A 25,024-nucleotide genomic window follows, 5' to 3' on the forward strand; every position below is an offset into this window, starting at 1 on the left:
TATTATTTTTATTCTGATAAGATAGCTTCAATCACTTGAAAACATGCGGAAAAGGAGTTAATAAGTATGAAAGAAAAAGTAATATTGGCCTATTCTGGAGGATTAGATACCTCCGTTTCAATTAAATGGTTAACGGACCAAGGATATGATGTGGTGGCTTGCTGCCTAGATATCGGTGAAGGTCGCGACACCCAATCCATTAAAGACAAAGCTTTGGCAGTTGGCGCGATTGAATCTTATGCCATCGATGCCCGCGAAGAATTCGCCCAAGATTTTGCTTTGATCGCTTTACAAGGCAATACTTTTTATGAAAATTCTTATCCTCTTATTTCCGCTTTGTCTCGTCCATTGATTGCCAAGAAATTGGTGGAATTGGCATTAGCGACTGGCGCAACGACCGTCGCCCACGGCTGTACTGGTAAAGGCAACGACCAAGTTCGGTTTGAAGTAGCGATCGCTGCTTTAGCGCCTCACTTGAAAGTCATCGCACCGGTTCGGGAATGGAAATGGTCCCGGGAAGAAGAGATTGCCTATGCAGCTGAAAAAGGAGTACCGATTCCCGCTGATTTGGACAATCCGTATTCCATCGACCAAAACTTGTGGGGACGTGCCTGTGAGTGCGGCGTCTTAGAAGATCCTTGGGCAACACCGCCAAAAGGAGCCTACGCCATCACGCAAGAATTAGAAGATACTCCTGACGTACCAACGATCGTTGAGATCACTTTTGATCAAGGGGTACCGACCGCCATTGATGGCGAAACGATGAATCTAGCAGAATTGATCATGAAACTGAACCGGATGGCTGGCGAGCATGGCGTTGGTCGGATCGACCATATCGAAAATCGTCTGGTGGGGATCAAATCACGGGAAGTTTATGAATGTCCAGGAGCGATCGCTTTGATGACGGCTCATAAAGAATTGGAAGATTTGGTCTTTGTACGGGAATTGGCACATTTCAAACCAATCATTGAGCAGCAATTAGCGCAAGTCATCTATGACGGCCTATGGTTCAATCCATTGACGGAAGCCTTGATTACCTTCCTGAAAAGCACGCAAGTCTACGTCAACGGAATCGTGCGTTTGAAATTGTTCAAAGGCAACGTCATTTGTGAAGGACGTAAATCTGAAAACAGCTTGTACGATGAAAACTTAGCAACGTATACTTCTGCAGATACCTTCGATCAGCATGCGGCCATCGGCTTCATCAAATTATGGGGACTGCCAAGCAAAGTGCACGCTGAGATCCAAGCACAACAGCAACTAACAGAAACATTGATTTAAGTATGCACGGCTGAAGCTGCCGCTTCAGCCGTAATCTTTTTTTGAGGTGAGAATATGGCAAAATTATGGGGCGGACGTTTCGATGGGAAAAATGAAGCATGGATCGATGCTTTTGGGGCTTCCATCACGTTTGATCAAAAGTTAGCAAAGCAAGACATTCTTGGCAGTTTGGCCCATGTCAAAATGCTGGTCCATACGGGCATCATCAGTCAAACCGATGGCGAAGCGATCATTGGCGGCTTGACCACGATTCAGAAGCAATTGGCCGCTGGCGAATTGACCTTCACGATTGAAAATGAGGACATCCATTTAAACATCGAGACATTCTTGCATGAATTGATTGGACCCGTGGCAGGCAAATTGCATACTGCCCGTAGTCGTAATGACCAAGTGGCGACCGATATGCATTTGTATTTGAAAGAAGTCGTGCAAGAGGTGATCACTTTGATCGCTGAATTGCGAGAAGCGCTGGTTTTACAAGCCGAAGCCAACATCTACACCATCATGCCCGGTTATACCCATCTGCAGCATGCACAGCCGATTTCTTTTGCCCATCACCTCTTAGCCTATTACAGCATGCTGACGCGTGACCAAGAGCGTTTCAGTGAGAGTTTGAGCCGCATCGATGTGATGCCTCTAGGCAGTGCCGCTTTAGCAGGAACTACCTTCCCTATCGATCGTGCCTTCACCGCTCAAGAATTGGGGTTCAGCAATATTTACAGCAACAGCCTAGATGCGGTCAGCGATCGTGATTTTATCTTGGAATTTTTAAGCAACGCCTCTTTATTGATGATGCATCTGTCTCGTTTTTGTGAAGAGCTGATTCTTTGGTGCAGCCACGAATACCAATTCGTGGAACTGACCGATACCTTCTCCACCGGCAGCTCCATCATGCCTCAAAAGAAAAACCCTGACATGGCGGAGCTGATCCGTGGAAAAACAGGACGTGTCTATGGGAATCTCTTTGGTCTTTTGACGGTCATGAAGGGCTTGCCGCTGGCGTACAACAAAGATTTCCAAGAAGACAAAGAAGGCATGTTTGACAGTGCCGAAACCCTCACGAAAAGCTTGCAGATCATGACGGGCATGATCGCAACGATGAAGGTCAATCAAGCACGGATGCAAGAATCCACTGAAAAGGATTTTTCCAACGCAACAGAATTAGCAGATTACTTAGCTGGCAAAGGCGTGCCTTTCAGACAAGCACATGAGATTGTCGGCAAGCTCGTCAGCGAGTGCTTGACCAAAGGCATCTATCTGCAAGATGTTTCCTTGGAAGACTACCAAGCGATCCATCCTGCCATCGACAGCGATATTTTTGAAAAACTTGACTCCTATACCGCCGTCAAAAATCGTCATTCCTATGGCGGCACCGGTTTTAATCAAGTGGCACAGCAAATTGAAGCCGCCAAAGCATTATTGGTAGGCAAGTAAAAAAACCAGCGAAGAAAATTCTTCGCTGGTTTTTTGTTGATTAATGACGTACGCGAGATTTCGCTGGATCGATCAATGGCGCTTCGCCTAAGTGCGCTTGGATCATCCAAATACGTTTTTCGATGGCTGTTTTGAAGCCGATGAAGATATCTTGGGTTGGATCGTCGCCTTCTTCACCAGATACTTCGATCCCTTTTTGGTATAAGTCCGCTAAGTAACGGTAACCTTCCACCAATGTAGCTAAGCGTTCTGGAATCGTGCGGTCCCAGTTACCGACTTCATCAGGGATTTGAGTGTGTTCTGCCATTTCACGCAAAGTTGAATATGGTGAACCGTCTAATGTAATCAAGCGTTCAGAAACTTCATCCAATTGCTCATTTAAATCATCCATGAATTCGTCCATCATTGGATGCAATGTCAAAAAGCCAGGTCCACGCATGTACCAGTGTGTTTGGTGAACGACCATAGCCATTTGGCTTAAATCAGCAACAAGTTGGTTTAATACTTCTTTTGTTTGTTCAAATTTCATAACGATTCCTCCTCTAAATTATCTATTTTAAGGATAATACGAAACAAATAAAAAGTACAACAAAATCATCTATTTGAGAAAATTTCTCACTCTCTTACGTATTTCTTTATAAGGAGGATCGAAAAATGACGATTTTCGTGTTTTTTTTAGGCGCTTTACTCGGCTTCTTTTGGCTTTTGCTCTTGCAAACCCTGTTTTGGAATCCGCTAAAAAGTGATTCTCGTTCTCATTACCAGAAGGTGAACAAAGTTTCGGATAACCATTGGTTTTTTCTCCTTCCTACAAGATGGCTTTCACCCCTACTTTATTGGGCCTTCACCTGCTTGTGCTATGGCGGACTTTGTGGGGTTGCCTTTCATGATTCCGAAAGCTTCCTGGCTTTTGTCTGGCTGACCAGTGCCTTTTTACTCAGTTTGACCGACTTGATAGACTATAGCGTCTACCCGCAACTGCTGTACCCCGCCCACCTACTTCTCGCGCTAGCACAGCTTAGAAGCGGCGCTTCTTTTCAATGGCTGTCTTTAGGCTTGCTGGTTCCACTGGTCTTTTTTGTCTGGCAGGAAAAAATGGGCGGCGGCGATCTCTTAGTGCTGGCAGGTTGGAGCATTTGGCTAGCGCCAACGACCCTTTTGGCCCTCTTATTGGTAGCCAGTAGTCTTGGGCTCCTCGCTTTTCTTAGCTATCAAGGCATCTGGAAGAAACGATTGGCGCAGTTGCCCTTCGTCCCCTGCTTGAGTCTGGGTTTGCTGATTGTTCGCTTTCTAGCGTTTCATACTTTTGACGGTTTTTTTCTTTGAAGTGAAGAAAAACGGGACAGGAAAAAACGGGACAAGTTGGCCTCATCCCGCTTTCTCTTTCTGCTTTGTTGCTTCCCCTGCCTATGATAACGGCGTCCGTTTTTTGCGATCAAGGTAGATGCCTACTGCGATCACTACTAACAACAGTCCCAAGACGACCCAACCAGCGGTCGTAGTGTCATTGGTTTTCGGTAAGTTGTCAGTTCCCGGCTTCGGTGTTTTGCCTTCTTTGACATGGTTGTTGAATACCATCTCTGCCGTTTGTTCCGCTTCAGCTACTAATTTTCCTGCTTGTTCTTTGACGGTGACCGTTACTTGATAGGTGGTTTCATCATAGATGATCGTGGCGTCGTTGCCAGTTTTTTCACGAATCGTGTAACGATGTTCCCCAGCATCGTCATACGTCAATGCATCAAAGGTAATCGTTCCATTTGCGTCATTGCGTTGGGTTTGCAGAACCTTTCCAGCTTCATCCACTAATTCAAATGCGAATTCGTTGGCTTGCAAGTCTCTACCCGTCAAGACTTTCTCGGCACTTAGTACGACACTGCCTGCTTGTGGTTGGTAGCTGTTTTCAAAGACTTGATCGCCTTCGTATTCGGCAACTGCGGTCAACTGTCCATCTTCATCCGTCACGGTCACAACTACCGCCAGCTCTTTTGTATCGTAGGTGATGGTACCGTCAGTTCCTGTTTTCTCACGAATGGTGTAGTGATACTCACCTGCTTTGTCATATGCAAGAGCATCGAAACTGATTTGTCCGGTTGCGTCATTGGCTTTTGTTTGAAGTACGTTGCCTTCTTCATTGACTAGTTCAAAGGCGAATTCATTTGCTTGTAGTGTACGACCAGTTAAGACTTTCTCGGCATTCAATACGACACTACCAGCCTTTGGTTGATAGCTGTTTTCAAAGACTTGGTTGCCTTCGTATTCGGCAACTGCGGTCAACTGTCCATCTTCATCCGTCACGGTCACGACTACTGCAAGCTCTTTTGTATCGTACGTGATAGTGCCATCGCTGTCTATTTTCTCACGAATGGTGTAGTGGTACTTACCTGTTTCTTCGTAAGGGAGCGCGTCAAAGTAGATCTTGCCAGTGGCATCATTGGCTTTTGTTTGAAGTACAGTTCCGTCTTCATCGACTAGTTCAAAATCGAATTCATTTGCTTGTAACGTACGACCAGTTAAGACTTTCTCGGCACTTAGCACGACACTGCCAACTTGCGGTTGGTAGCTGTTTTCAAAGACTTGGTTGCCTTCATATTCGGCAACTGCGGTCAACTGTCCGTCTTCATCCGTCACAGTAACGACTACCGCTAGTTCTCTCGTATCGTAAGTGATGGTGCCATCGTTTCCTGCTTGCTCACGGATGGTATAGCGGTATTCGCCAGCTTCCTCATAGGCGAGAGCGTCAAAGTAGATTTGTCCGGTTGCATCATTGGCTTTTGTTTGAAGTACAGTTCCGTCTTCATCCACTAGTTCAAAGGCAAATTCGTCTGCTTGTAACGTGCGGCCGATCAAGACTTTTTCGGCACTCAGTACGACACTGCCAGCTTTTGGTTGGTAGCTGTTTTCAAAGACTTGGTTGCCTTCGTATTCCGCCACTGCGGTCAACTGTCCGTCTTCATCAGTGACGGTTACAACTACCGCCAGTTCTTTTGCATCGTAAGTGATGGTGCCGTCAGTTCCTGTTTTCTCACGAATGGTGTAGTGATACTCACCGGCTTCCTCGTAAGGGAGCGCGTCAAAGTAGATCTTGCCAGTTGCATCATTGGCTTTTGTTTGAAGAACAGTTCCTTCTTCATCTACCAGTTCAAAGGCAAATTCGTCTGCTTGTAACGTGCGGCCGGTCAATACTTTCTCGGCACTCAGTACGACACTACCAGCTTGTGGCGTATAGTCGTTTTCAAAGATCGCATTGCCATCATACGTTGCTTTTGCCACCAGTTGCCCGTCTTCATCGGTGACTTTCACGACAACGCCAATTTCTTTCATGTCATAGGTAATGGTACTATCTGCGTCAGCTTTTTCTCGAATCGTGTAGCGGTATTCGCCGATTTCGTCATACGTCAATTCATCGAAATAGATTTGGCCAGTTGCGTCATTGGTTTTCGTCTGTACTACATCGCCTGCTTCATCGACTAGTTCAAAGGCAAACTCGTTGGCTTTCAGTGTGCGGCCTGTCAATACTTTCTCAGCATTCAGCACCACACCGCCAGCTTTTGGCGTATAGTCATTTTCAAAGACTTGATTGCCTTCGTATTCCGCCACTGCAGTCAACTGTCCGTCTTCATCCGTCACGGTCACAACTACCGCAAGTTCTTTTGCATCGTAGGTGATGGTACCGTCAGTTCCTGCTTTCTCACGGATGGTGTAGCGGTATTCACCTGCTTTATCATATGCAAGAGCATCGAAACTGATTTGTCCGGTTGCATCATTGGCTTTTGTTTGAAGAACGTTCCCTTCTTCATCCACTAGTTCAAAATCGAATTCATTTGCTTGTAGCGTACGACCAGTTAAGACTTTCTCGGCACTTAGTACGACACTGCCAGCTTGTGGTTGGTAGCTGTTTTCAAAGACTTGATCGCCTTCGTATTCGGCAACTGCGGTCAACTGTCCGTCTTCATCCGTCACGGTCACAACTACTGCAAGTTCTTTTGTATCGTAGGTGATGGTGCTGTCAGTTCCTGCTTTCTCACGGATGGTGTAACGGTATTCACCTGCTTTATCGTAAGGAAGAGCGTCAAAGTAGATCTTGCCCGTGGCATCATTGGCTTTTGTCTGAAGCACAGTTCCTGCTTCATCAACTAGTTCAAAGTCAAATTCTTCTGCCTGCAAGCTTCGACCCGTCAAAATTTTCTCAGCATTCAAAACGACACTGCCAGCTTTTGGTGTATAGTCATTTTCAAAGACTTGATTGCCTTCATAGACTGCTGTCGCAATCAACTGGCTGTCTTCTTCCGTGACGGTCACAGTTACCTTTAGTTCTTTGTCAGTATAGGTGATGGTTGGATCATCGCCGGCTTTTTCCCGAATCGTGTAATGGTACTCGCCGGGCTCATTGTAAGTGATGTCGTCAAAGGTGACTTGTCCGTTACCGTCATTGGTTTGGGTTAGAATCACAGAGCCAGCTTCATCCACCAGGTAGAAAGTAAATTCGCCGTCTTTCAGCTCGCGTCCATGAAGCAGCTTCTGGACATTCAAAGCATGGGTCGTTTCTTTGATTTCTCGCTTGTTGGCTAGCTCAAAGACATAATTGACTTCTTTATCAGAGATAGTGAAGGTGTACTGAGTCGCATCTCGTTCGTATCCTTCTGGTGCGGTGATTTCTTGGATCATATAATCGCCGTAACGCAGATTGTCGATCCGATCAATGGCGTTGCCGTTTTCCATGATCTGATTGTTTTTGACCACCAGATTCGACAAGATGACTTCATAGGCATTTTGCGCATTTTTGCGGCTTAATTGGAAAACTGCTTCTTCATCGATCCCTCGTTCTTTGGTGCCATCGGCATCGTATTTCACGATCGTCAAGGAGCCGTTCGTCCCAGAAGAGGTTCCGCTGCCGTCTGTCGATTTGATGGTGATTTCTTTGGTCACTGTGTGAATCTCGATCTCACTACCCGTTAAATTGACACTATTGGCCACCCGTTCATTGTTCAAAATCCCAGGATCAAGCTGTGTTTGATAAACGATAAAGTACGGTTTATCAATCATTTCTTCAAAAGCGATCACTAACGATTGCGTACCTGCTACCACATCCGAGGTGATTTTCGGATTGTCTTCGTTGATGAAGGTGACTTTTTCCCCTTTTTCCCAAGTGCCATTGTTTAAGACCGCTTCATACACATCTACGATCACGTTATCGTTGGCATCGCGTAAAAAGGTGTGCTGATTGTAGTTGATGGTATCGGTGACCACCGCATTGTGGATTTTGCGACTGTCAGCGTTGATCATGATTTCCCAATCGATCAACCGATTGTTGTCGGCATTCTGGCTACCATTTTTCATCAACCAATCCGTTTTCGCAGACTTGTCGACTTGGCCATCGGCAGTCAACGTTGTGTCATTGTCCGTCAATGTAATAGTATTTTTGTAGGTAAATACTTCTTCCGCTGCTTCCGTTGCCAAGAAGACCGCCAGTGTTTCTGACGTTTCTTTCAGCAAGGTGATCGTAACTGTCTTCGAGTCAGGGTCATAAGTGTAACTGTAATCCTCGTTTAGCACCAATTGCTCTTTCAGCGCTCTGACTTGCGTCGTATACCCAGTTACTGTGACCGTATAAAGCGCCAAGTCTTTTAAGGTTTGGCCTTCTTGCAGCTGGTCCGTGATGGTTGCATCTTTGTTGATTTTTTCTTTGTACGTATTGAATAGCCCCATCCAATAGACTTGATCGCTAGAGGCGGTCTGCTCATCAAAAATAGTTCCTAAGTTCCGACCTAATACGGCAGTAATCGCTTTGGCGACATCTTCCCCTTCACCAATAAATAGGCCGTATTTCAAGGCATTTTTTAACCAGTTGGTATCCATCCAAGTATTGGATTCAGAGGCTTCCGTGAACGTATTGCCGGCTTCATCTTTATAATGGACAAACGCTGCATTACTAAAACGACTGCTAGAACTTCCTAATGCGATCTGCTGTGAAACATCGAAGCTAGTTTTGAAATTAACCGTGATCGTTGCCGAGGTCGTTTGGTACGCCCCTTGCAGCTTGATCCGAAAACCAGTCTCAAGTTCCTTCGTTGAGCCATCGGCTAGTGTTTTCGTTTCTGTGATTAGCTCTAGCGTATAATCGGTATTGAGCTCTAAAGGCACAGTCACGCCGCTGGCTGTCACTACTAGCGTATCCGCCAATAAAGCTAACGCACTACTGTTTGCGCCAGAGATCAATTGATAGCGGTCTTCTATAATCAGGTCGCTAACTTTTTGCTGATTGGTATTGGCATCAATTTTCCATGCGACAGTCTTCGTTTCATAGTCTTTGGTGCCAGCTGTCTTCACGACACCGATCGTTTTGGTTGGCGTCACTGTCCCACTGCCCGTCAATGAGGTATTTTGATTGTCGCGGATCGAAGCGTAGTTGTAAATACGAGTATCAGCTAGAACAGATTCATACAACTGGGTATCGTATTGGATCTTGTAGTAACCAGCTTTGGCAAACGTGATGCCAAAGCGGACGATTTCCCCCTCTTTATCCAGCTGGTACGTCCCATCAAAGGACCAATCTTCTGCTGGGATCGAGTTACCATCTTTGTCCGTGATCACCAAAGTCTCTGGAACAAAAAAGTGTAGGGCTTTTTCAGGATCCGTTCCTGAATAGGTCTGATCCAAAACTCTGGCTTGGTCTTTGTCCAATGTGACGGAAATTTCCCATGATGCTCGTTTCGTTTCTTGATCATAGCCTTTGAACCGTTTGTATTCCGATTGCTCATCGTAAGTAACCGTTGCTTCTGCAGTTTTTTCTGTAAAATCGCTACCGTTGATTGTTGCCGTGTTTTTGAAAGAAGAAGCCGTTGGATCGGTGACTGCACTATTGATCACGATTCGAACCGGTTGATTAACCGTTTGATTGAAGGTAAACGTGTTGTTAACACTGTTAAACGTATATAAGCCATCAGTACGAATCCATTCATCGGTGGATTCATCGTACAAGTAGCCTGTCGAGGTACTATAAGCTAATCCTTGTGGCATCTTATCGGTGATCACAACATCATGCAATTCACGACTGGCTTGGTTAAAAATAATTTCCCAAACCACTGAACCGCTGGAAGTCACGTTCCCCGTCTTAATGATATCGACCTCATAAATAGGTAATGTAATGATGATCTCATGGCCATCTTCATCGTAAATCCCGGTAGGAATGGTCACTTCCTCAGTAACGGTGCTTACACTTAATTCAGTGATCAGATCAATAGTCCCTGAGCGGTTGGAAAGTGTTTGTGCTGCCTCATTAAAAGTAACGGTCAATGTACCATCGAGTGCTAAGGTAAAGCTTCCGATCGATTGTCCGCCAGAACGAGTCAATTCACCACTGACGGTGTTATGAATGGCAAAATAATTCGGCAATTGATACGTATAATAATCACCAGCACGAATTTCTTCCGTATCTGCTAACGACCAGTCAAAATGAATTTTGATATTGTCATTATACATCGGTGGATTTTCGGCAGTGAAAGGCTGATCGTTTAAGTCAGTGATTCGGACATTGTCAAAAAGCTGCACGCCCCGTTCATTCAGGTTGGCACTAAGATTTTCAGCGGTAGCAGAAGCTTCCGTTTCCGTCTCAGCATCTGGTGCTCGGGGTTGAATGCTGTTTTGATTCAGTGTCGAAGATGCTTGGGTTGCTTGACTTTCACTAGGAACGGTTGCTTGTTCTTCTTCTGCTTGACTCGTTGCTGACTGAACTGCTCCCGCTGTCGATGAATCCGTAGGTGCTTTTTCCGTATCGATCGTTCCGGTCACAGGTTCGCTACTTTCTAACGTTTCGGTCGTTCTTTCGGTGCTTTCGGTTGCGTTGATTGCTTCTGCCAGTATGATCGTTGGTTCACAAAAAATGGAGCCAAGCAAGACTAGCAAACATATATAGATAGAAAATTGTTTTTTCATAATTGTTCATTCCTTTTTTATTTAAATTTTTTCAATTGATCTCGGAAACGCTCGACGAATAACATTGTTCAACAGTGAGCAAGATATCCCAACAAACAACTGCTTTTTGCCTCCTCCCCATGATTCAAAAATTTTGGTCTTTGCTACTTGTATCAAACGTATTACTACTATTCCACACTTCTATTTTCCCAAAATTTTGGGGTGGGATGTATTCAAAAAAAATACAACACGCAATTTTTTTGAATACATGTAAAAACGTGATACTATTTACTTAAAAGGGGGCTCAGGGGCAATCATGTTACGGAAATTGTTATCATCTACGACACAAAAGAAACTACAGCTGATTGAGTATTTATTAGACGATCAGGGAACGAGTCTTCACGATTTGGCAGTAAAATTTTCCATTTCAATGTCTGCAGCAAAAACCTATATCGCGGAAATCGACAATGAATTTTCGTTTCTGGACTTACAATTTGACGATTATTCAGCTGTTCGCCTCCACTTGCATCCCTTTGCTACTCGGCTAGACGTATACAGCCAGTTTTTGACACGCTCTTCTGCATTTCAATTATTGGAACTACTCTTCTCATCGAGTTTCACTAGTTATGACATGCTGGCACTAGAATTAAATTTAAGCAAGTCATCGATCATTCGTTTGATCAAGAGGATCAATTTGGTTCTGGCACCGTATGATTTCTTCATCGCAACCAAACCCATCCAGTTAAAAGGAAATGAAAACAATATTCGCCAATTTTTTCTGATTTTCTTCTTAGAGAAGTACCAGTATGAATTTGTGGATGCCAACATTAACCAAGAGCAGGATTTCTTGAAGATCGCCCGTATCATGGCGGCTGCGACACCCTTAAAACTTTATTTTTCCGACATCAAAAAAATTGCCTTTGTAATCTATATCAACACGAAGCGCGATCGCTTATACGCTTCCAATCCCAATGGGAACCACATCGAATATTTCTTAGAAAAAATCGATTTAAGCGAATTTACTGGCTACAGTCGTGCTTACGTCGAGAAAATGGTCGGCTATATCACAACCCATATCGGTCAAGACCCCGCTGTATTTCGCGAGACCAAACAAGAGTTTTATCAAATGACCAAGCGTATATTTAAAAAATACAACTATCATGAAGCCAATTTTGAAGAGAAGTTGGATGCCGTCGTCTTTTCCTATTTTCTTGGAATCAACTTGCAGGTTCCTTACTGCATCTTGGATGATCGCTTTGCTCGTTTTGTTGATAATTGTGATTTGGTCCAACAGGCAGTTAATCGAGACATCGTTCACCTTTTGACCCATTCAAATTTACCGATCATTCGACCAAGTACGATCAATTACCTGATTTATATTTTCCATATATCTTTCCCAAATTTCGCTAAAGAAATCATCGATGCCAATGCTGGCTTTCGCTTAGCTTTGTTTTATGATACGAATAGTTATCATACGGAATTTATCCAAACGAAAATCCAACAGTTTATTCCTTATCAGCTAACCATCACGATTTTAAATCCTCTGGACTCGTTTTCTCTGACCAGACTGGACGAGACTTATGATTTGATCATCGGCAATCTGACCCCCTCCTGCAAAAAAAATCTGTTTCATTATGCAGACATCAATCTGACTTCGAATGACTTGGCTTTTATTGCGCAGCAGATTCAGGAAAAAGGGATTCGGATGCTGCAAGAACGGCAAGAGGAAAACTAATAAACCAAAAAAATCACCTTCGAAAGAGTTGAATGACGTACGCCAAAGAACAATTTGAACGCATGTCGGGATTCATCATACTTTCGAAGGTGATTTCTTTTGCACATATGACCTAACAACATGAATTTCTATAATATAAACAAAAAAAGCTTGCCATTCCGAAGAATGACAAGCTTTTCCGTCACACTGAGTCAATCAGGTGCTGGGCATTGATTAGTTTTGGCTGTTCAATGCGTCTTCAGCAGCCATTTGTGCTTCGATGTCTGAGATGCTGTAGACATTTTCGCTGGCAACTGTTACTTCTTTTGGTTCCATTTCACGGTAACGAGGCATACCAGTACCAGCTGGGATGATCTTACCGATGATAACATTTTCTTTCAATCCAAGAAGTGGATCTTTCTTGCCGCGGATCGCTGCATCGGTCAACACACGAGTGGTTTCTTGGAAGGACGCAGCAGATAAGAAGCTGTTGGTTTCCAAGGATGCTTTCGTGATCCCTAATAGGACTGGACGGCTAGTTGCAGGAACGCCGCCGGCTACCAATGTGTCGTAGTTGCGGTCTTTAAAGTCGGCGATATCCAACAATGTTCCTGGCAAGATGCCTGAATCACCTGGATCCATGACGCGGACTTTACGCAGCATTTGACGAACCATTACTTCGATATGTTTGTCGCCGATTTCTACCCCTTGCATCCGGTAAACGCGTTGAACTTCCCGTAATAGGTAGTTTTCAACAGACAAGACATCGCGAACTTGTAACAGTTGTTTTGGATCGATCGATCCTTCCGTCAATGGCGCACCACGATGGATAAAGTCGCCTTCTGCTACTTTCATCCGGGCAGTATAAGGAACGGTATACGTACGCGTATCGGTTTCCCCTTTGATGGTCACTTCTTTGGTCCGAGTTGAAGGGTCTTCTGAGATATCGATGACTTCTCCGGTAACTTCGGTAATGACCGCTTGTCCTTTCGGATTACGGGCTTCAAAGATTTCTTGGACACGAGGGAGACCTTGCGTGATATCGTCTCCGGCAACCCCGCCGGTATGGAAGGTACGCATGGTCAACTGAGTACCAGGTTCACCGATTGATTGGGCAGCGATGGTACCGACTGCTTCCCCAACTTCAACTTCAGAACCAGTGGCTAAGTTGCGGCCATAACAATGTTTACATACACCATGTTTGGTGTTACATGTAAAGACAGAGCGAATGGATACTGTTTCGATACCAGCGTCCACGATGGCTTTAGCTAAATCTTCAGTGATCAATTCATTGACCCCTAGAAGGACTTCGCCAGTTTCAGGATGGATCACTGATTTACGTGTGTAACGTCCAATCAAACGTTCTTCTAAGGATTCGATGATCTCGTTTCCTTCGCGAATTGCTTGAATGTCTAAACCACGGTCAGTACCACAATCGTCTTCACGGATGATGACATCTTGGGCAACGTCAACTAAACGACGTGTCAAGTAACCGGAATCGGCTGTTTTCAAGGCGGTATCGGTCATCCCTTTACGGGCACCATGGGTCGAGATAAACATTTCCAAGACAGATAGACCTTCACGGAAGTTTGAGATGATCGGCAATTCCATGATTCGTCCGTTAGGCGCGGCCATCAATCCACGCATACCAGCAAGCTGAGTAAAGTTGGAGATGTTACCACGGGCACCGGAATCAGACATCATGAAGATTGGGTTTTTCGCTTCCAATGATTCCATCAGTTTTAACTGGATTTCATCTTTGGCTGCATTCCAAACACCAATAACTCGTTCATAACGCTCGTCATCGGTAATCAATCCACGACGGAATTGTTTCGTGATCGTTTCAACTTGTTTGTGGGCATTGTCGATGATTTCATGTTTTTCGTGCAAGTTCATGATATCAGCGATACCAACGGTGATACCTGCCATTGTTGAATGGCTGTATCCTAAGTCTTTCATGCGGTCAAGCATGCGTGACGTTTCAGTGATGCGGAAACGTTTGAAGACTTCTGAAATGATGTTTCCTAAGTTTTTCTTCTTGAATGGGCCAACAAGCTCTTGTTCTTTGATGAAGGCAGGCACATCTGTACCAGCTTCAATAAAGTACTTATCTGGTGTTTGAACCGTCAAGTTGTAGTCTGTCGGTTCGTTCAAGAATGGGAATTCTGGTGGCATGATCGAGTTAAAGATCACTTTACCCACCGTTGTTACCATCAAGCGTTGTTTTTGCTCAGACGTGAATGGTTTGTCCCCTAAAGTGTTTGGATTGATGGCGATCCGTGTGTGTAAATGCACGTAGCCATTGCGCCATGCCGTAACTGCTTCGTCCATGTCACGGAAGATCATGCCTTCCCCTTCACGGCCTTCTTCTTCCATCGTCAAGTAGTAGTTCCCTAGGACCATATCCTGAGATGGTGTTACAACTGGTTTTCCGTCTTTTGGATTCAAAATGTTTTGGGCTGCTAACATCAGCATACGTGCTTCTGCTTGCGCTTCTTCGTTCAATGGTACGTGAACGGCCATTTGGTCTCCATCGAAATCGGCATTGTAGGCTTCACAAACAAGTGGGTGCAAACGAATGGCACGGCCTTCAACTAAGACTGGTTCAAATGCTTGGATACCTAATCTGTGAAGCGTAGGTGCCCGGTTCAATAGCACTGGATGTTCTCTGATAACATCTTCTAAGACATCCCAAACTTCGTCTTCTTGACGTTCGATTTTGCGTTTGGCATTTTTGATGTTTGACGCGATTTCACGAGAAACAAGTTCCCGCATCACGAATGGTTTGAATAATTCGATCGCCATTTCTTTTGGCAGACCACATTGGTACATTTTAAGGAATGGACCAACGACGATAACTGAACGACCTGAGTAGTCGACCCGTTTTCCTAGCAAGTTTTGACGGAAACGACCTTGTTTCCCTTTCAACATGTGAGAAAGAGATTTCAATGGGCGGTTCCCTGGCCCTGCAACTGGACGGCCGCGACGACCGTTATCGATCAAGGCATCGACTGCTTCTTGCAGCATCCGTTTTTCATTTTGAACGATGATGTTTGGTGCATTCAAGTCTAACAAGCGTTTCAAACGGTTGTTACGGTTGATTACACGACGATACAAGTCGTTCAAGTCACTTGTGGCAAAACGTCCACCTTCTAATTGCACCATTGGACGCAAATCAGGCGGGATAACTGGGATAACGTCCATGACCATCCAGCTTGGTTTGTTTCCTGAAGCACGGAATGCTTCTAAGATGTCCAAACGGCGGATCGCACGGGTCCGTTTTTGACCAGTTGCGTTTTTCAATTCTTCTTTTAATTCAGCAACTTCGCCTTCAAGATCAACGCCATCTAATAATTGTTTGATGGCTTCGGCACCCATCGCTGCTGAAAATTCTTGACCGTATTGGTCACGTTTTTCACGGTATTCCCGTTCAGTCAATAGTTGTTTTTTCTCAAGGCTGGTGTTTCCTGGTTCAATCACTACGTAAGAAGCAAAGTAGATGATTTCTTCCAATGCACGTGGGCTCATGTCTAAAACAAGACCCATCCGTGAAGGAATGCCTTTGAAGTACCAAATGTGTGATACTGGTGCTGCTAGTTCAATGTGTCCCATGCGTTCACGACGCACTTTTGAACGTGTTACTTCCACGCCGCAACGGTCACAAACGATGCCTTTATAGCGGATCCGTTTGTATTTGCCGCAAGCACATTCCCAGTCTTTGGTTGGACCGAAAATACGCTCGTCAAACAACCCTTCGCGTTCAGGTTTTAACGTACGGTAGTTAATGGTTTCTGGTTTTTTTACTTCACCATAAGACCAGCTTCTGATTTTTTCAGGAGAAGCCAAACCGATTTGCATACTTTCGAATTTATTTACATCGATCAAAAAAGGTTCCCTCCATTTCATTTCATGGACATATCCGATAGAACGGGGGCTATTTCCGCTGGTGGCGGAAATAGCGAGGGCCGTCTATTATTGCAAGCGATCTTCTGCTGTCTCGATTTGTTGGTTCAACGCGTCGGCGGCATTTTTAGCTTCTGTTTGTGCTTTTTGTTCTAATTCACGGGCTGTTTGTTGCTCCGCAAATTTTGTTAAGGCATCAACGGTGATCAAATCATCATCGTCATCATCCATATCACGTAGTTCGATCTCTGCATCATCGATATCTAGGACACGCATGTCTAGACCCAGTGATTGCAATTCTTTTACTAATACGCGGAATGATTCTGGTACACCTGGTTTTGGAATTGGTTCCCCTTTGACGATCGCTTCGTATGTTTTCACACGACCAACCACGTCATCTGATTTGTAGGTCAAGATTTCTTGCAAGGTGTAAGCAGCACCGTATGCTTCCAGTGCCCAAACTTCCATCTCTCCGAAACGTTGTCCACCAAATTGGGCTTTTCCTCCCAATGGTTGTTGCGTAACCAATGAGTAAGGTCCAATGGAACGGGCATGCAATTTATCATCGACCATGTGGGCCAATTTGATCATGTACATGACACCAACGGAGATGCGGCCATCAAATGGTTCGCCGGTACGTCCGTCGTAAAGCACTGTTTTAGCATCGCTGGCCATCCCTGCTTCAGCAACCGTTGCCCAAACATCTTCATCGCTGGCACCATCAAAGACTGGTGTTGCCACGTGAATGCCTAATTGACGCGCAGCCATTCCTAAGTGTAACTCTAATACTTGTCCAATGTTCATCCGAGAAGGTACCCCTAATGGGTTCAGCATGATATCGACTGGTGTGCCATCTGGTAAGAAAGGCATGTCTTCTTCTGGCATAATGCGAGAAACGACCCCTTTGTTTCCGTGACGTCCGGCCATTTTATCCCCTTCATGGATTTTCCGTTTTTGAACGATATAAACGCGAACCAGCATGTTCACACCTGGTGACAATTCATCGCCAGCTTCGCGGGTAAAGATTTTGACATCGTGGACGATTCCGCCGCCGCCGTGAGGCACGCGTAGAGAAGTGTCACGCACTTCGCGGGCTTTTTCACCAAAGATTGCGTGCAACAAACGCTCTTCTGCTGAAAGTTCCGTTACCCCTTTTGGCGTGACTTTCCCAACAAGCAGATCGCCATCTTTGACTTCCGCACCAATGCGGATAATACCCATTTCGTCTAGGTCTTTCAACGCGTCTTCCCCAACGTTCGGGATTTCGCGAGTGATTTCTTCAGGTCCTAATTTTGTGTCGCGGGCTTCTGATTCATATTCTTCAATATGGACAGAAGTGTAAACATCATCTTTCACCAAACGACGGCTCATGATGATGGCATCTTCATAGTTGTACCCTTCCCAAGTCATGAATGCGACTAAGACGTTTTGTCCTAATGCCATTTCACCTTGTTCCATAGATGGGCCATCTGCTAAGATGTCGCCTTTTTCCACTTTTTCACCAAGTGCCACTAATGGACGTTGGTTGTAGCTGGTTCCTGAGTTTGAACGACGGAATTTGGTAACAGAATAAACGTCTAATGCGCCATTGTCACGACGAACGCGCACTTCGGCTGCATCCACGTATTCTACGATCCCATCATGTTTACATAACAAAGCAGCTCCTGAGTCATGTGCTGATTTGTATTCCATACCAGTACCAACCCAAGGTGCTTTCGGATTGATCAATGGTACAGCTTGCCGCTGCATGTTGGCACCCATCAAGGCACGGTTGGAGTCATCGTTTTCCAAGAAAGGAATACATGCGGTTGCGACTGCGACTACTTGTTTTGGTGATACGTCCATGTAGTCGACTTTATCGATCGATACTTCCAAGTTTTCAGAAGTAGCACGCGCCATAACAACGTCGTTTACGAAAGAGCCGTCTTCATTTAACAAGCTGTTTGCTTGGGCCACAACGTAGTGGTCTTCGGTATCGGCAGTCAAGTAATCGATCTTGTCTGTAACACGGCCTGTTTCACGATCAACTCGACGGTATGGGGTTTCAATGAAGCCATACTTGTTGACTTTGGCATAAGAGGCCAAGCTGTTGATCAACCCGATGTTTGGTCCCTCAGGCGTTTCGATCGGACACATACGGCCATAGTGGGAATAGTGAACGTCTCGGACTTCATAGCCGGCACGGTCACGGGTCAAACCACCAGGTCCTAAGGCAGATAGACGACGTTTATGGGTCAACTCACCCAATGGGTTTGTTTGGTCCATGAACTGTGACAACTGAGAAGAACCAAAGAATTCTTTGATACTTGCGACAACCGGACGAATATTGATCAATTGTTGTGGTGTCAAGGTTTCGGTGTCTTGGATCGACATCCGTTCACGAACGACACGTTCCATCCGAGCAAGCCCGATCCGGAATTGATTTTGCAATAATTCACCAACAGAACGAATCCGACGGTTTCCTAAGTGGTCGATGTCATCGACATTGCCGATGCCTTCCATCAAGTTGAAGAAGTAGCTCATTGAAGCAATGATGTCTGCTGGACGAACGGTACGTGTCGCAGTATCTGGATAGCCATTACCGATCACGTTGACTTCTTGTTCTGGATCTTTTGGTGAAAAGACTTTGATGACTTGGACCGTCATTGGTTCGGTAACGACCCCATCTTCTGATGGATAGTACGTTACACTGTTTAGGCCATTATCGATAAATGCGCCTAGTGTTTCCATGACTTGGTGAGTCAAAACAGTGCCTTTTTCAACAATGATCTCGCCTGTTTCAGGGTCAACCAAGGTTTCTGCTAAGGTCAAGTTCAATAGACGTGTTTTCAAGTCTAATTTTTTGTTTACTTTGTAGCGACCAACATTTGCTAAGTCGTAACGTTTTGGATCGAAGAAACGTGCGTTCAGCAAGCTGCGTGAGCTGTCTGCTGTTTTTGGCTCGCCTGGACGAAGACGTTCGTAAACATCTTTCAATCCTTCTTCGGTACGAGAATCGCTTGCGTTTTTATGCAAGTCTTTTTCGATCGTGTTACGCAATGATTCACTGTCGCCGAAAATTTCAAAGATCGTATCATCAGAACCAAACCCTAGGGCACGGACTAAGACCGTCAAAGGAATTTTACGGGTACGGTCAATCCGTACGTAAGAGATATCTTTGGCATCAGTTTCCATTTCTAACCACGCACCGCGGTTAGGGATAACAGTTGAACCAAAGCCTTCTTTTCCGTTTTTATCGACTTTGCCATGGAAATATACACCTGGAGAGCGGACCAACTGAGAAACGATAACCCGTTCTGCCCCGTTGATGATAAAGGTTCCTTGTTCAGTCATTAATGGGAAATCACCAAAGAATACTTCTTGGGATTTGATTTCCCCGGTTTCACGGTTCGTCAAACGCAAAGTAACATGTAATGGTGCCGAATAGTTTGCATCATGGGCACGTGCTTCTTCTACTGTATACTTTGGTTCTTTCAATTCATAATCCACAAATTCTAGGGACAAGTTACCGTTGAATCCTTCGATTGGCAAAATATCTTCAAACATTTCTCTTAGGCCCTCATCTAGGAACCATTGGTAAGAGTCGGTTTGAATTTCAATCAAATTCGGTAATTCTAATACTTCACTGATCCGTGCGAAACTTCTACGTTCGCGATGCTTTCCGTATTTTACTACGTGTCCAGCCAAGCTCTTCACCTCTTCATAAAGTCTTTCAAAAAGGCTATCCGATTATTTACAAAACTGTAACAAATATTAAATATAGGTTACAGAAAGCATTTTTTGCGGCTTTTAGGCAAAAAAAAACCAAAAATAGAACGGATGCATTGGGCATTTTCTACTTTTGTTTCCTTATTCCTAAGCCGAAACGGACAATATTTCGTTTCTGCTTTTTTCGTTCAGATAGTTTTTGCAACTCCTTATTATACAGATGAAGCACTTCTCTGTCAAGCTTTCATTGGAAGTTACAATGCTTTTCTGGCGCACCCATTTCCTAAGATTTTCTAAAGAAAAAAACAAGGCTGGTGTGGACGGTTTTTCGTAAGAAACTACTTTGCTTTTTGCCGATTTCTTGCTATGCTAACGAAAACGTTACACGTGAAACATTAGGAAGGATATCCTTATGACGACAAAAGAAAAAATACTGACCTTATTACAAAAAGAAGATACTGTGCTATCTGGAGAGAAACTGGCCCAAGCTTTGTCGATCTCTCGTACCGCAGTCTGGAAAGCCATTAAAGAACTCGAGAAAGAAGGCTATCATTTCGAACACTTGGCCAACGGCTATCGCTTTGTCTCGGATGATCGATACGATCAAGCAGCACTTGCGGCAGCCTTGCCGATGATTCCCACGATTCAAATCAAGGAAGCTGTTGAATCCACCATGAAAGAAGCCAAGATTGCCGCTTTGGATAGTGGACTGGCAACCCCCGCCCTTTTTTTGACCGAAACGCAAACAGGCGGTCATGGCCGCTTCGAACGACCGTTTTTCTCACCGAAAAAACAAGGGATCTATATGAGCTTGCTTTTAAAACCAAACCAAGCGTTTCAAGAATTGCCGCAATATACCGTTCTGGCGGCGGTAGCAGTTGCCGAAGCCATCGATGCCCTTCTAATGAAGGAAACGGCCATTAAGTGGGTCAACGATCTGTACTTAGATGGAAAAAAAATCTGCGGTATTTTGTCTGAAGCAACCAGTGACTTTGAAACAGGCCGCATTACTTCGGTTGTGATCGGTATCGGTATCAGTTTTTCAATTCCACAACAGCAGTTTCCAGCAGAGATTCGGGAAAAAGCGACTTCACTCTTTCCTGGTGAGGAGTATCCAACCTTTTCTCGAGCAGTATTGATTCAAGAAATTTGGCGGCGGTTCTTCCAATTATTGGCACAACTGCCTGACATGGATTATATGGCCCGCTATCGGCAAAAATCCTTCGTTTTGGGCCGCACCGTTCAATTTACACAACAAGGTGTGACCTATGAAGGGATTGCCAAAGACATTACCAACACCGGTGAATTGGTGGTGGAAACAGCGACGGAGCGCAAGGTGCTTTCTTCTGGAGAAATCAGTTTGGAGCGGTATTGAGGCTGCGAAAAAACCGCAAACCAGCTTGCTGATTCGCTGCTTTCGTAGGCAATCAGTTAAAGCAAGCGCAAGCACAAATGCTCCATAAGCTGACCTGCTTATTCCGAGGGTTTAAGCAAAAAGCAACCTAGGTAGCACCCCTTTCTATCGGGATTAGCCACCATCACCAACTTTATTGCTGCGATCAGGATCGCAGAGAAAGCAAGCCTCATCTTTTCATAATAAGCATTACGATCGTTATTTTATCAAATGATTTTTGAAGTTTTTTACGTTATTTTGGTCCTCAAAAAAAGATCGACCTGCTCTTTCAAGAGCGGGTCGATCTTTTTTTTTAAAGCAATTGCCACAACAGACAGAAAAGCAAGCCTAAGGCATAGCTGCTGTTGAATAAAATCATGTTCTTAATCGAATAGCCGAAACTACGTGGGTGGGGCAGGCTGGCTTGATGCTCTTTCAAATTTTGGTGGATTTTCGGCAGTGTCAGAAACACGAGCAAAATCGGCCATTGGAAGAGACCAAACAAGAGGCCCAATAAAATAGCGGCGTAGGAAGCTAGCATCATTCCTTGAAACAGACGGATACCTGCTTCGCGACCGATGTAGTACACCAGTGTGTAGCGGTGATTTTCGATATCGGCTTCCAGATCCCGTAAGTTATTGGCTAACATGATGTCAGCAATCGTGAAAATCAATGGCAAGGATGCCAACACGATGGCACACACGGCCCAGAGGTTCCCAACTAAACCAAAGGTCCCATTTGCAAAATCCAGTGCCAGATAAAACACTTTTTGATCAATAGTATTGATATAGATCGTGATGGCAAAAATCCCTAATCCCATCGTTACGCCGCTGAATACCTCGCCTAAAGGCATCCGCGATAACGGAATGGGACCAAAGGTATAAAAGACCCCGATGAAACAAACCACCAGCCCCATCACTAGCAGCAACCAGCCAGTGACAAACGACAAGTAAAGACCAATTAACAAGGTTCCTGCCAGCATCGCAAAAATCAGATTGCGAACAGTAGCATCTGAGATGTTTTCGCGCCCGATCACATTGTGCTGGTATTTGTAGGTTTCTGATTTGGCTTTTTTGAAATCCATATAATTGTTGATGGACGTCGTCGTCAAATCAAACAGCAACATCCCCAGAAAAAAGATTGCGGTATTCAAAGGATGAAATTCATGAAAATACACCAACGAGAACAACACACCCATAATGAAGGGGAAGACACTGGCCACTTTGGTACGGATCTCCACTACTTCTAAAAACACTGAAAGAGACATCTTTCACTCCTCCTATTCTAAATCAGCACGATCACCCATCGTGTAGCCTGATTCCTCTGAAAGTTCAAAGGTATCTTTGATACCGTCGGTTACATACACCTTATCTTCTTTTGTGATAAAGATCGCATCGGTCCCCTTTTCGGTATGCTGCTCGATATAAGCCAAGCCTTCTTTGACTCCTTTATCAAACGCCACCGTAGTCAACCCGTCACCATCGATGGATTTGTCAGTGATCACAGTCACACTTGCTACATCGCTATCGTAAGGATAGCCAGTCTCAGAATCAAAAATATGGTGATACGTTTTGCCGTCTACTTCTAAGTAGCGTTCGTAGATCCCTGAAGTAACTACTGTTTTATTGGTTTCTTTGATACTGCCGATAATCGAGCCGCGAGATTTGTTCGGGTCTTGGATTCCGACATTCCATGGCTCATCTGTGCCGCGGTTACTATGACCTAACACATAGACATTCCCGCCCAAATCGACGATCGCGGAAGTCACGCCATTGTCCTTCAACACTTTGACGACTTCGTCCGTGATATAGCCTTTAGCGATCGCCCCAAGGTCAAGAATCATGTCCTTGTCTTTTAAATAAACGGTTTGATCTTCATCGTTAAACTCGACTTGTTCATAATTGATATGTTTCAATGCTTCATCGATCTCAGATTGCTCTGGCTTGCGGGCATCATCAAAGCCGATCCGCCATAATTGAGTGATGGCACCGATGGCCATATTAAAGCCGCCTTCTGATTTCACACTGTAATCGTAAGCTTCTTTTAACAAATAATAGATGTCATCCGAAACCTTTACCGGCTTGATGCCAGCTTGCGCATTGATCTCATCGATCTCTGACCCTGCTTGGTTGATGGTGATTTTATCGCCTAACTCTCTGATGCGGTCAAAGGCCGGCTTCATGGCGTCCTCTTTGCCTTCATCATAAATGCGAATCCGAGTATAAGTACCTAATAAAAATTCTTCTTGAAAATATGGTTCTTCGCGCAGCGTCGTTGCTTCCTGATCACTGCCACAGGCTGCCAACATTGTGCCTAAAAAAACAAACATCAGAAAAAACGTTACTTTCTTTTTCATGATTTTCCTCTTTTCTATTGTCTTCAACCTTCATATAATAGCCTTTTTTTGGCAGAATGAAAAGGGGCATTCCGTGATTCCTCAACGTATTTTAGGAATCCTTAATCGAACCTTTTCTTCTTTGTAAAAAACCATTCTTTTTTAAAAAACCTTCCCACCAGATTGCTTCCTTTTGCACGAACTTGCTTTTTTGACCTTGTTGCCCACGAAAAAAAGACAGCACTCAAAACGAATGCTGTCCTCTTAATAGAAAGAAGTTGTGATTATTCAGTAACGAAGTTATCCACTTCGATTGTTGTTTGGTCGCCTTTTTCAGCGGCATTCAACAATTGTTGTGCATAGATAACAAAGCTGTGGAAGCTGTGGGTTGCCCCTGAAACAACATCCATGTCTGCCACAGAGCCGTCTTCGGCATTGACTGCAGAAACAAAGGCTTCATTGAAGTTTGGAATGAACTCTTCTGGACTTGTACCAGATTTTGCTTCCATGTTTTCGTTGTATGATGCATCATCTTTTTTCGACTCGCCTGCTTCGTTTAGGTAGTCGTAGTTTGATTCAGAGATTTTGCCGTCAGCTACAGTCATTGAGAAGACTACGCGGTAACCGTTTGAGTAGTTCTTTTCTTCTAATGTATAGGTTCCGTCTTTCAAGTCTGCACCATTGTCGATTTCAATGGTTTCCGTGTTGCCTGCTTGCGCCGCTTGAATCAATTGTTGTGCATAGTTTTGGAAGGAATCAAAGGAATGAGTCGCGCCAGAAACTACTTCGATTGAAGAAGGGCTTTGTGCGGCAACTAACTCTTCATTGAATTTAGGAATAAATTCTTCTGGGCTGATGCCTGCTTTTTCTTTCATTGTTTCATTGTATTCAGTGTTTTCTGTTTTTGATTCGCCATCCGCATTGACGTTGTCATATTTTGATTCAACGATTTTGCCGTCTTTGACTGTGATCTCAAATGTGACACGGTAGTCGTTTTTATAGTTCTTTTCTTCTAAACGATACGTACCATCTTGCATTGGCTCGCCTGCAACGACGGTTGCTTCTGAGCTTTCTGTAGTTGCAGAATCGCTTGCAGAAGTTTGTGATGTACTTTCACTAGTTGACGAAGAACCTGTATTGTTGTCGTCTGCTCCGCATCCCCCTAACAATAATGCTGCGAATGAAAATACCGCCATACCTACAATCAATTTCTTTGCTTTCATAATTATCCACCTTTTACTTGTTTATTTTCCCCACAAAAAAGTTTGTGATACATCTAACATTGTAAAGTAAATTTACGAGATGTCAACCGCTTCCTTTCCGCTTTTTCAATAAAAAATGACTT

General features: G+C 44.4%; 12 protein-coding genes. 5 read left to right on the top strand and 7 right to left on the bottom strand.

The window, feature by feature from the left end; all coding sequences use genetic code 11:
• Nucleotides 1-66: 66 nt before the first annotated feature.
• Nucleotides 67-1,281 carry an argininosuccinate synthase gene (locus IGK61_RS17125; RefSeq protein WP_074536290.1) on the top strand — a complete coding sequence of 405 codons (1,215 nt, stop codon included), beginning with the start codon at nucleotides 67-69 and terminating at the stop codon, nucleotides 1,279-1,281.
• A gap of 54 nt (nucleotides 1,282-1,335) precedes the next feature.
• On the top strand, nucleotides 1,336-2,715 hold the full coding sequence (gene argH / locus IGK61_RS17130; RefSeq protein ID WP_074536291.1) for an argininosuccinate lyase: 1,380 nt from the start codon (nucleotides 1,336-1,338) through the stop codon (nucleotides 2,713-2,715).
• 40 nt (nucleotides 2,716-2,755) lie between these two features.
• Here the strand turns inward: argH and IGK61_RS17135 are convergent, their stop codons facing one another.
• The gene (locus tag IGK61_RS17135; protein WP_005230382.1) at nucleotides 2,756-3,244 is read right to left on the bottom strand and encodes a Dps family protein; all 489 of its coding nucleotides are present in this window, start codon (nucleotides 3,242-3,244) and stop codon (nucleotides 2,756-2,758) included.
• Between the two features lie 125 nt (nucleotides 3,245-3,369).
• Between IGK61_RS17135 and IGK61_RS17140 the strand changes: the two genes are divergently transcribed.
• Entirely contained in the window at nucleotides 3,370-4,041 is a 672-nt protein-coding gene (locus IGK61_RS17140; protein ID WP_074536293.1) for a prepilin peptidase, read from the top strand.
• Nucleotides 4,042-4,122: 81 nt separating this feature from the next.
• Here IGK61_RS17140 and IGK61_RS17145 read toward each other — a convergent pair whose 3' ends face one another.
• Entirely contained in the window at nucleotides 4,123-10,647 is a 6,525-nt protein-coding gene (locus IGK61_RS17145; protein ID WP_438844971.1) for a Spy0128 family protein, read from the bottom strand.
• A gap of 295 nt (nucleotides 10,648-10,942) precedes the next feature.
• Here IGK61_RS17145 and IGK61_RS17150 point away from each other — a divergent pair, with 295 nt between their 5' ends.
• Complete coding sequence (locus IGK61_RS17150; RefSeq protein ID WP_074536295.1) at nucleotides 10,943-12,361, top strand: helix-turn-helix domain-containing protein; 1,419 nt, start codon at nucleotides 10,943-10,945, stop codon at nucleotides 12,359-12,361.
• A 213-nt stretch (nucleotides 12,362-12,574) separates the two neighbouring features.
• Here IGK61_RS17150 and rpoC read toward each other — a convergent pair whose 3' ends face one another.
• Together rpoC and rpoB are read right to left on the bottom strand one after the other, a co-directional pair.
• Complete coding sequence (gene rpoC, locus IGK61_RS17155; protein WP_034871965.1) at nucleotides 12,575-16,225, bottom strand: DNA-directed RNA polymerase subunit beta'; 3,651 nt, start codon at nucleotides 16,223-16,225, stop codon at nucleotides 12,575-12,577.
• An 87-nt stretch (nucleotides 16,226-16,312) separates the two neighbouring features.
• Nucleotides 16,313-19,930, bottom strand: coding sequence for a DNA-directed RNA polymerase subunit beta (rpoB, locus tag IGK61_RS17160; protein WP_008381746.1), 3,618 nt, complete (start codon nucleotides 19,928-19,930; stop codon nucleotides 16,313-16,315).
• A gap of 433 nt (nucleotides 19,931-20,363) precedes the next feature.
• On the opposite strand from rpoB, the gene IGK61_RS17165 reads away from it, so the two are divergent.
• Nucleotides 20,364-21,326 carry a biotin--[acetyl-CoA-carboxylase] ligase gene (locus IGK61_RS17165; protein WP_074536297.1) on the top strand — a complete coding sequence of 321 codons (963 nt, stop codon included), beginning with the start codon at nucleotides 20,364-20,366 and terminating at the stop codon, nucleotides 21,324-21,326.
• 331 nt (nucleotides 21,327-21,657) lie between these two features.
• Here IGK61_RS17165 and menA read toward each other — a convergent pair whose 3' ends face one another.
• From menA to pplA, 3 genes are all read right to left on the bottom strand, one after another.
• Entirely contained in the window at nucleotides 21,658-22,611 is a 954-nt protein-coding gene (menA, locus tag IGK61_RS17170) for a 1,4-dihydroxy-2-naphthoate polyprenyltransferase (protein ID WP_074536299.1), read from the bottom strand.
• A gap of 12 nt (nucleotides 22,612-22,623) precedes the next feature.
• A complete protein-coding gene (locus tag IGK61_RS17175) occupies nucleotides 22,624-23,700 on the bottom strand; it encodes an FAD:protein FMN transferase (RefSeq protein WP_074536301.1) in 1,077 nt (358 codons plus the stop codon).
• A gap of 263 nt (nucleotides 23,701-23,963) precedes the next feature.
• Complete coding sequence (gene pplA, locus IGK61_RS17180; protein WP_016608361.1) at nucleotides 23,964-24,902, bottom strand: extracellular electron transfer flavoprotein PplA; 939 nt, start codon at nucleotides 24,900-24,902, stop codon at nucleotides 23,964-23,966.
• Nucleotides 24,903-25,024 lie beyond the last annotated feature (122 nt).

Origin of the sequence: Enterococcus sp. AZ063 (assembly GCF_051715045.1) — a bacterium.
Lineage (GTDB): Bacteria > Bacillota > Bacilli > Lactobacillales > Enterococcaceae > Enterococcus_D > Enterococcus_D casseliflavus.

Coding starts and splice junctions, on each gene's coding strand:
- IGK61_RS17125 (WP_074536290.1), top strand. CDS start 67: ATGAAAGAAAAAGTAATATTGGCCTATTCTGGAGGATTAGATACCTCC.
- argH (WP_074536291.1), top strand. CDS start 1,336: ATGGCAAAATTATGGGGCGGACGTTTCGATGGGAAAAATGAAGCATGG.
- IGK61_RS17135 (WP_005230382.1), bottom strand. CDS start 3,244: ATGAAATTTGAACAAACAAAAGAAGTATTAAACCAACTTGTTGCTGAT.
- IGK61_RS17140 (WP_074536293.1), top strand. CDS start 3,370: ATGACGATTTTCGTGTTTTTTTTAGGCGCTTTACTCGGCTTCTTTTGG.
- IGK61_RS17145 (WP_438844971.1), bottom strand. CDS start 10,647: ATGAAAAAACAATTTTCTATCTATATATGTTTGCTAGTCTTGCTTGGC.
- IGK61_RS17150 (WP_074536295.1), top strand. CDS start 10,943: ATGTTACGGAAATTGTTATCATCTACGACACAAAAGAAACTACAGCTG.
- IGK61_RS17165 (WP_074536297.1), top strand. CDS start 20,364: ATGACGACAAAAGAAAAAATACTGACCTTATTACAAAAAGAAGATACT.
- menA (WP_074536299.1), bottom strand. CDS start 22,611: ATGTCTCTTTCAGTGTTTTTAGAAGTAGTGGAGATCCGTACCAAAGTG.
- IGK61_RS17175 (WP_074536301.1), bottom strand. CDS start 23,700: ATGAAAAAGAAAGTAACGTTTTTTCTGATGTTTGTTTTTTTAGGCACA.
- pplA (WP_016608361.1), bottom strand. CDS start 24,902: ATGAAAGCAAAGAAATTGATTGTAGGTATGGCGGTATTTTCATTCGCA.